At 65.5% G+C, this 5,770-nt stretch carries 5 protein-coding genes, 1 tRNA gene and 2 pseudogenes; 4 read left to right on the forward strand and 4 right to left on the reverse strand.

Translation table 11 applies throughout. From position 1 onward, the window contains the following. Window positions 1–264: 264 nt before the first annotated feature. From MXC99_RS00740 to MXC99_RS00750, 3 genes are all read right to left on the reverse strand, one after another. The gene (locus MXC99_RS00740) at window positions 265–1,146 is read right to left on the reverse strand and encodes a hypothetical protein (protein ID WP_247723723.1); all 882 of its coding nucleotides are present in this window, start codon (window positions 1,144–1,146) and stop codon (window positions 265–267) included. A gap of 271 nt (window positions 1,147–1,417) precedes the next feature. Then, complete coding sequence (locus MXC99_RS00745) at window positions 1,418–1,603, reverse strand: hypothetical protein (RefSeq protein WP_247723724.1); 186 nt, start codon at window positions 1,601–1,603, stop codon at window positions 1,418–1,420. A 34-nt stretch (window positions 1,604–1,637) separates the two neighbouring features. Next, window positions 1,638–1,711: transfer RNA gene (locus tag MXC99_RS00750), tRNA-Met, on the reverse strand. Window positions 1,712–1,988: 277 nt separating this feature from the next. Here MXC99_RS00750 and MXC99_RS00755 point away from each other — a divergent pair. Genes MXC99_RS00755 through MXC99_RS00765 form a run of 3 tightly spaced genes read left to right on the forward strand, consistent with a single transcriptional unit; the run spans window position 1,989 to window position 3,921 of the window. Beyond that, a complete protein-coding gene (locus MXC99_RS00755; RefSeq protein ID WP_247723725.1) occupies window positions 1,989–3,398 on the forward strand; it encodes a tyrosine-type recombinase/integrase in 1,410 nt (469 codons plus the stop codon). Further along, on the forward strand, window positions 3,398–3,655 hold the full coding sequence (locus tag MXC99_RS00760) for a DUF4160 domain-containing protein (RefSeq protein ID WP_247723726.1): 258 nt from the start codon (window positions 3,398–3,400) through the stop codon (window positions 3,653–3,655). The genes MXC99_RS00755 and MXC99_RS00760 overlap by 1 nt, the downstream gene beginning before the upstream one ends. 5 nt (window positions 3,656–3,660) lie before the next feature. After that, window positions 3,661–3,921 carry a DUF2442 domain-containing protein gene (locus tag MXC99_RS00765; protein ID WP_247723727.1) on the forward strand — a complete coding sequence of 87 codons (261 nt, stop codon included), beginning with the start codon at window positions 3,661–3,663 and terminating at the stop codon, window positions 3,919–3,921. Between the two features lie 97 nt (window positions 3,922–4,018). Here MXC99_RS00765 and MXC99_RS00770 read toward each other — a convergent pair. Beyond that, window positions 4,019–5,591: pseudogene (locus MXC99_RS00770) on the reverse strand (IS3 family transposase). 66 nt (window positions 5,592–5,657) lie between these two features. Here MXC99_RS00770 and MXC99_RS00775 point away from each other — a divergent pair. Beyond that, window positions 5,658–5,770, forward strand: a pseudogene (locus tag MXC99_RS00775) (IS66 family transposase); the annotation flags it as partial.

Raw genomic sequence — 5,770 nt, forward strand, 5'->3', positions numbered from 1 at the left:
CCGCGCGGGGGAGTCTGCTTCGGGCTACGCCCTTCGCAGATTCCCCCGCGCCACATTCACCACACCAACGGAGGAAATCTCACCCTAAAAACCGCTACACTTATCCACAGTTGCCGTAATGACAGGCGGCTATCGTCCCTGGTCAGAATTCAAACGGAACACCTGGTCAGTATTGGACCGGCGCCAACAGCGTAGTGTCCTTTGTGCATGGCTGTTTTCTCCTGTGCAGACCCCGGTGCGGGGCCCGACTTCGTTAAGGGTGCGTTACTGGTTACGGTCTCTTGCAACTTCAAAGCGGCGCTTTACCTCCGCGGCATGTGCTTTGTCGCGGGTAAGTTCGGCCTGGCGGGCGGCGCCCTCGGCGGCCTGCTGGCTCAGCCGGAAGGGCGGGATCTCGCCGCGCAGCAAGGCCTCGACGTTCTGCCGCGACACGCTGCCGGCGTCGAGCACGCTGCGGATGGCCTCGTCGGTCATGCCAGACTTGCGCGCGGCGATCACCACCCGCCGCATCTGCTCGCCACGCTCGATCAGCGTGGTGATGGTCCTGCCCAGGCTCGGCAGGCGCTCGGCCGCCACCGCCCGCAGGGTGTCACGGGTCGCCTTCGGGCGCGACGCACGCGGGGCAGCCGCGGCGACGGGGGTCGGATTTGAAATCGCACCCTTTGAAACCGGAGCGGGCGCGACCGCGGGGGCGGGCGAGGCCTTGGCCACCGCCGCAGACGGAACGGGCGCCAGCAGCTCGCCCGGTTGCGCCAGTGCCACGCCCGGCGCATCGCTCCCCCCAGTGACGGGCGCGTTCGATGCTGCTGCGACTTCCAGAGCAGGATCGACCACCGCGGCAGCCGGCACAGAATCGGTCGCCGAGACAACCTGCTGCACGTTCTCGGGCACGAGCATGCGGGCCACGGCGAGCTTGCTGTCATCGTCGAGGGCGGCGATCTGCTGCGCCAGGGCATCGAGGTCGAGCGGCGCCGGCTGCGGCGGCTGACCTGCACTGCGCACAGCTGCGTTCTCGGCGCGCGTCACGGCAAGCTCCACCGCATCGCCGGTGGATGCAGCTTCGGCTTCGCGCTGCTGCAGGGTCCGCTCGATCCGGTTGGCGACGGCCGCCCCACGTGCCTGTGCGGCGACGTTGGCCGCGGTCATCCCGCCGCCCATGCCGACCCCAGCCTGCGGAGACCTATTGAGCCCGGGCGCCATCGCCGACCTGCAGCAGCACGCGAAGGCCGCGCTCGCCGAGCGCCGGAAGGATGCAGCCGATCGCGCAAGGGCTGCGCGGGCGCGCATGGCCGATCTCGACGCCGAGATCTCCCGCCTAGTGGATGCCGTTGCAGCTGTCGGGATCTCCGCGGCCCTGCAAGACCGGCTACAGACGGCTGAAGCTGAGCGCGAGCATCTCACGGCAGAGCTTGCCGAATCAGAAGACAGAGCCGCCGCTGTCCTCTATGACGCCCTGCAGCGCTACCGCAAGCTGCTCGGCGAGCTGGAGGCGGCCCTCGCCACCGATACGCCTCGCGCTCGCGAACTGCTGCGCCGCATGGTGGGCCGCATGGACATGGTCGCGCGCGAAGGCCAAGTGTGGGTGGAAATGCAGACAGGCCAAGCAGCTCTCGCTGTTGGCCTGTCTCTAAGTCGGGTTGCGGGGGCAGGATTTGAACCTGCGACCTTCGGGTTATGAGCCCGACGAGCTGCCAGACTGCTCCACCCCGCGTCGGAGAAACAAAACTATATACAACGCAGCATGGAAAAGCAAGTTTTTAGCGCGCTGCTGCATAAAAAAATCTGGTGCCGGCAATAGGAATCGAACCCACGACCTTCTGATTACAAATTAGAAGGTGCGCACCATAACTTAGAAGGCCCATCCTTAACAAACCTTTACGCATCAATGCATCTAGCGCATACTTGCGTTAACGGGTTATCACCAAAAACACCCGTTTTTGACCCAAAATGCTAGCCCGGTGATAGCCCGATTTATCCAAGGTGCGTAAATGGACAAGTCCAGGCAGGACAAAATACGGTTCTCCAAGACGGCGATTCAGGCGCTCACGCTGCCCGGGCCGGGCAAGCGGCTGACGATCTACGACACCGAGACGCCAAAACTGGCACTGAGGGTAACGGCTGCTGGCACCAAGACCTTCTATGTCGTCAAACGCTCCGGTGCGTCTATGGCGTGGTTGAAGCTGGGCACCTTCCCCGAGATAACCGTTGAGCAAGCGCGCAAAGCGGCGGCGCTGGCGCTGGGCGAGTTCGCCGGTGGCGCTGATCCTGCCGCAGCGCGCCGGGCCGTGCGTGAAGAACCTACATTCGCTGAAGCCTTCGAGGCGTTTCTCGACGGCAAGCGCAAGCGCGACGGCATCGCACTTGCGGACAAGACCAAGCGCAGCTATCGAGACGTGGCGCGGCTCTACCTGAGCACGATCCAGAGCAAGAAACTGTCGGCCATCACCCGCGAGGACGTGAAAGCGGCGCAGCGCAAAGCCGCGAAGAAAAGCACATCGCAGGCGTGCCAAGCGGTAGCGGTGGTGTCGTCCGTGTTCTCGTTCGCGCTCGACCAGGAAACCTACAGCGGCACCAGCCCGGCAAGCCGTGTCCAGAAGAACCCTCCCCCGTCGCGTGATCGGTTCGCGCAAGCGCACGAACTCCCCTATCTGCTCGCTGCCGTCGCGGAGAGCGACCAGCGCGACTACTTCCTGTTGTCCCTACTGACCGGGGCACGACGCGCGAACGTGCAGGCGATGGCGTGGAGGGAGATCGACCTCGACGGCGCGGTTTGGCGCATCGGCAAGACGAAGAACGGCACGCCGCAGAACGTCCCGCTGACAAACGAGGCGATGGCGGTGCTCAATGCGCGCAAGGCGGCGCAGCAGGCCGCGCACAAGGCGGGCAAGAGCGACAAGGCCATGAGCCCCTTCGTGTTTCCAGGCACCGGCAAGACCGGGCACCTGGTGGAGCCGAAGAAGGCGTGGTCGACCATCCTCACCAAAGCTAGCTCGCGGCGGCTGCTCGACTGCCTGGTGTGCGACGAACGCATTACCGCAGACGAGCGCGAGCGCTACGAGGGCCTGCTCGACACGGCACCCGCGACAGCGGGGCGCAAGCTGCTGAAGCTGGCGGCAGCGGTCGGTATCGACCGTGCCGACTACGACATGACCGACCTGCGGATTCATGACTTGCGGCGCACGCTCGGGAGCTGGCAGGTCAAGACCGGCGCGTCTATGGCAATCATCGGCAAGAGCTTGAACCACAAGACACAGCAGGCGACCGCGATCTATGCGCGGCTCGACCTTGATCCGGTTCGCCAGTCCGTGAATACGGCAACGAGCGCCATGCTCGAAGCGGCGGGCCTGAAGGACAAGGCCGATGTGGTGGCGCTGCCGAAGAAGCGGAGTGCGGCCTGATGCCTGAAATCTGCCGCTTCTTCGGCATCGTGGTCTACATGAACTGGCGCGACCATCCGCCCGCGCACTTCCATGCCGTCTACGGTGAGCATGAGGCGCTGATAACGCTCGACGGCAAGGTGTACGCCGGTTCGCTGCCGGGCCGGGCGCTTTCGATGGTGCGCGAGTGGCTGGCGCTGCATCGTGACGAACTCGAAACAGATTGGGTGCTGGCGCTGCAACGCAAGCCGCTGAATCCGATTGAACCCTTGGAGTGATGACCATGATCCTGCACACCACTGAAGTGAAGCCGCTGCCGGGCTACAGGCTGTTCATGCGCTTCAACAACGGCGCGGCGGGCGAAGTCGACCTGTCTGCCGAGTTGGAGGGCGAGGTGTTCGAGGCGCTGCGCGATCCGGCGATGTTCGCCACTGCGGGCCAGCATCCCGTCATGCGCACGGTGGCTTGGGCGAACGGCGCAGACCTTGCGCCGGAGTTCCTGCTCGACCTGATGCGGGCGCAGCGCGGCGAACGGGCCGCGTGATCTGAGTTCTGCCGCGCCTAGGCTGAGGCTGATCCCCGAGGCCGAAAACCAGGTTCCCTTGCCCGACCGGAACAAGTCAAGATAGTTGTCGCCTGATTCATGCAACCAACCGCCCTATGTCTTCAGCATGTACGTGCTCGCGAACGACAGCATCGCGCTCCGGATTGAGCGCGTGACCGCGCCGATCGGCGTCCAGTCGCGTGTCCCACAGGACCAGCGCGCAGGATGGCGCTCGCGGGCCTGGATATACGTCTGATGGCGTGCAGCCAGAATCTCCCGATCCTCCAGTGCGTGTCGTTGCGCCGGCGTGACATAGCGGATGCCGCTGTGGCGGTGCTCGAAGTTGTACCAGCGCACGAAGTCGCGTCCCCAGAGGCGGGCGTCATCAAGGGTGGTGAAGCCGCGCACCGGAAATTCGGGGCGGTACTTGGCCGTCTTGAAGAGCGACTCGACGAAGACGTTATCGTCGGAGACGCGCGGGCGCGAGTACGACGGTTTGACACCCAGCCAATGCAGCATGGCGAGCACCGTGGTGGCCTTGAGCGTGCTGCCGTTGTCGCCGTGGAGCACGGGTTTGTCTGTCATCGCGTGGACGCCTTCGGCCAGCGCAGTGCGCTTGAGCAGGCTCACCGCGTGGTCGGCGTCGTCGGCCTCATGGATCTCCCAGCCGACGATCTTGCGGCTGTAGAGGTCCTGGATCAGGTAGAGGTAGAACCAGCGCCCCTGCACCTGCGTCGGCAGGTAGGTCATGTCCCAGCACCAGACCTGACCGGGCGCGGTGGCCACATGCGTGGTCGGCGTGCGCGAGCGCTGGGGCGCCCGGGTGCGGCCCCGGTGGCGGGTTTGCCCGTGGGCGCGCAGCACGCGCTGGAAGCTCGATTCGCTGGCGATGTAGACGCCTTCGTCGGCCAGCGTCGGCACAATGCGCGCCGGCGGCTGATCGGCGAAACGCGGCTCATTGGCCACCGCCAGGACGCGGGCGCGTTCCTCGTCGGTGAGCGCATGCGCGGGCGTAGGGCGCTCGGCCAAGGGCCGGCGGTCGCCGACGTGCAGGCCGTCCTCGGCCTTCCAGCGTTGCAGGGTGCGTACGGTGATGCCGGCGACCTCGCAGGCCGGGCGCAAGCGCGCGCCCGCCGCATGCGCGGTGTCGATGTGGCGGACCATCGTTTGGCGATCTTCCAGGCCGATCATGCGTCCTCGTCCTTGTCCTTCGGAAAGATCGCCTCGAGCTTTTTTGACAGCACCAGCAGCGCGGCCGCTTCGGCCAGAGCCTTCTCCTTGCGGCGCAGGTCGCGCTCGAGTTCCTTGATGCGGCGCCGGTCAGCCTTCTTCTCGCGGTGGCTGATCCGTGCGGCGTCCTCGGGGTCGGCGAGCGCCTGCGTCGCCGTTGCGCGCCATTGCTCGAGCTCCTGCGGATACACCCCGTTCTCGCGGCACCAGGCGCTCTTGCTGGCCTCATCCATCGCGGCGGTCACCAGCACCGCCTCGAATCGGGCCGGCGCTGTCCAAGCCCGCTCGCGAGCGGGCTTGGACAGCGCATCCGCGCGCCACCGCTCCAGCGTCGCCGTTGAAATGCTCAGCTCACGGGAAATCGTCTCCACCGATGCGCTCTCCGGGGGTAACAACCGTGCTACCGCTTTGTCCTTGAATGCTTGTCCGTATCTGGCCACTTCGCTCTTCCGTTATCGCCCTCGGGTTTCAGATTCTATCGAGGCGACAACTATCTTGACCCAGAGGGGCTGCTCGGCGGTGCGCTGGGCTACCTGCATCGGCAGTGGCCGCGCCTGACGCGCTACCTCGAGCGCGGCGATCTGCCGATCGACAACAACCCCGCCGAGAACGCCATTCG

The organism is Thauera aromatica (assembly GCF_023093595.1).
GTDB lineage: Bacteria > Pseudomonadota > Gammaproteobacteria > Burkholderiales > Rhodocyclaceae > Thauera > Thauera aromatica_A.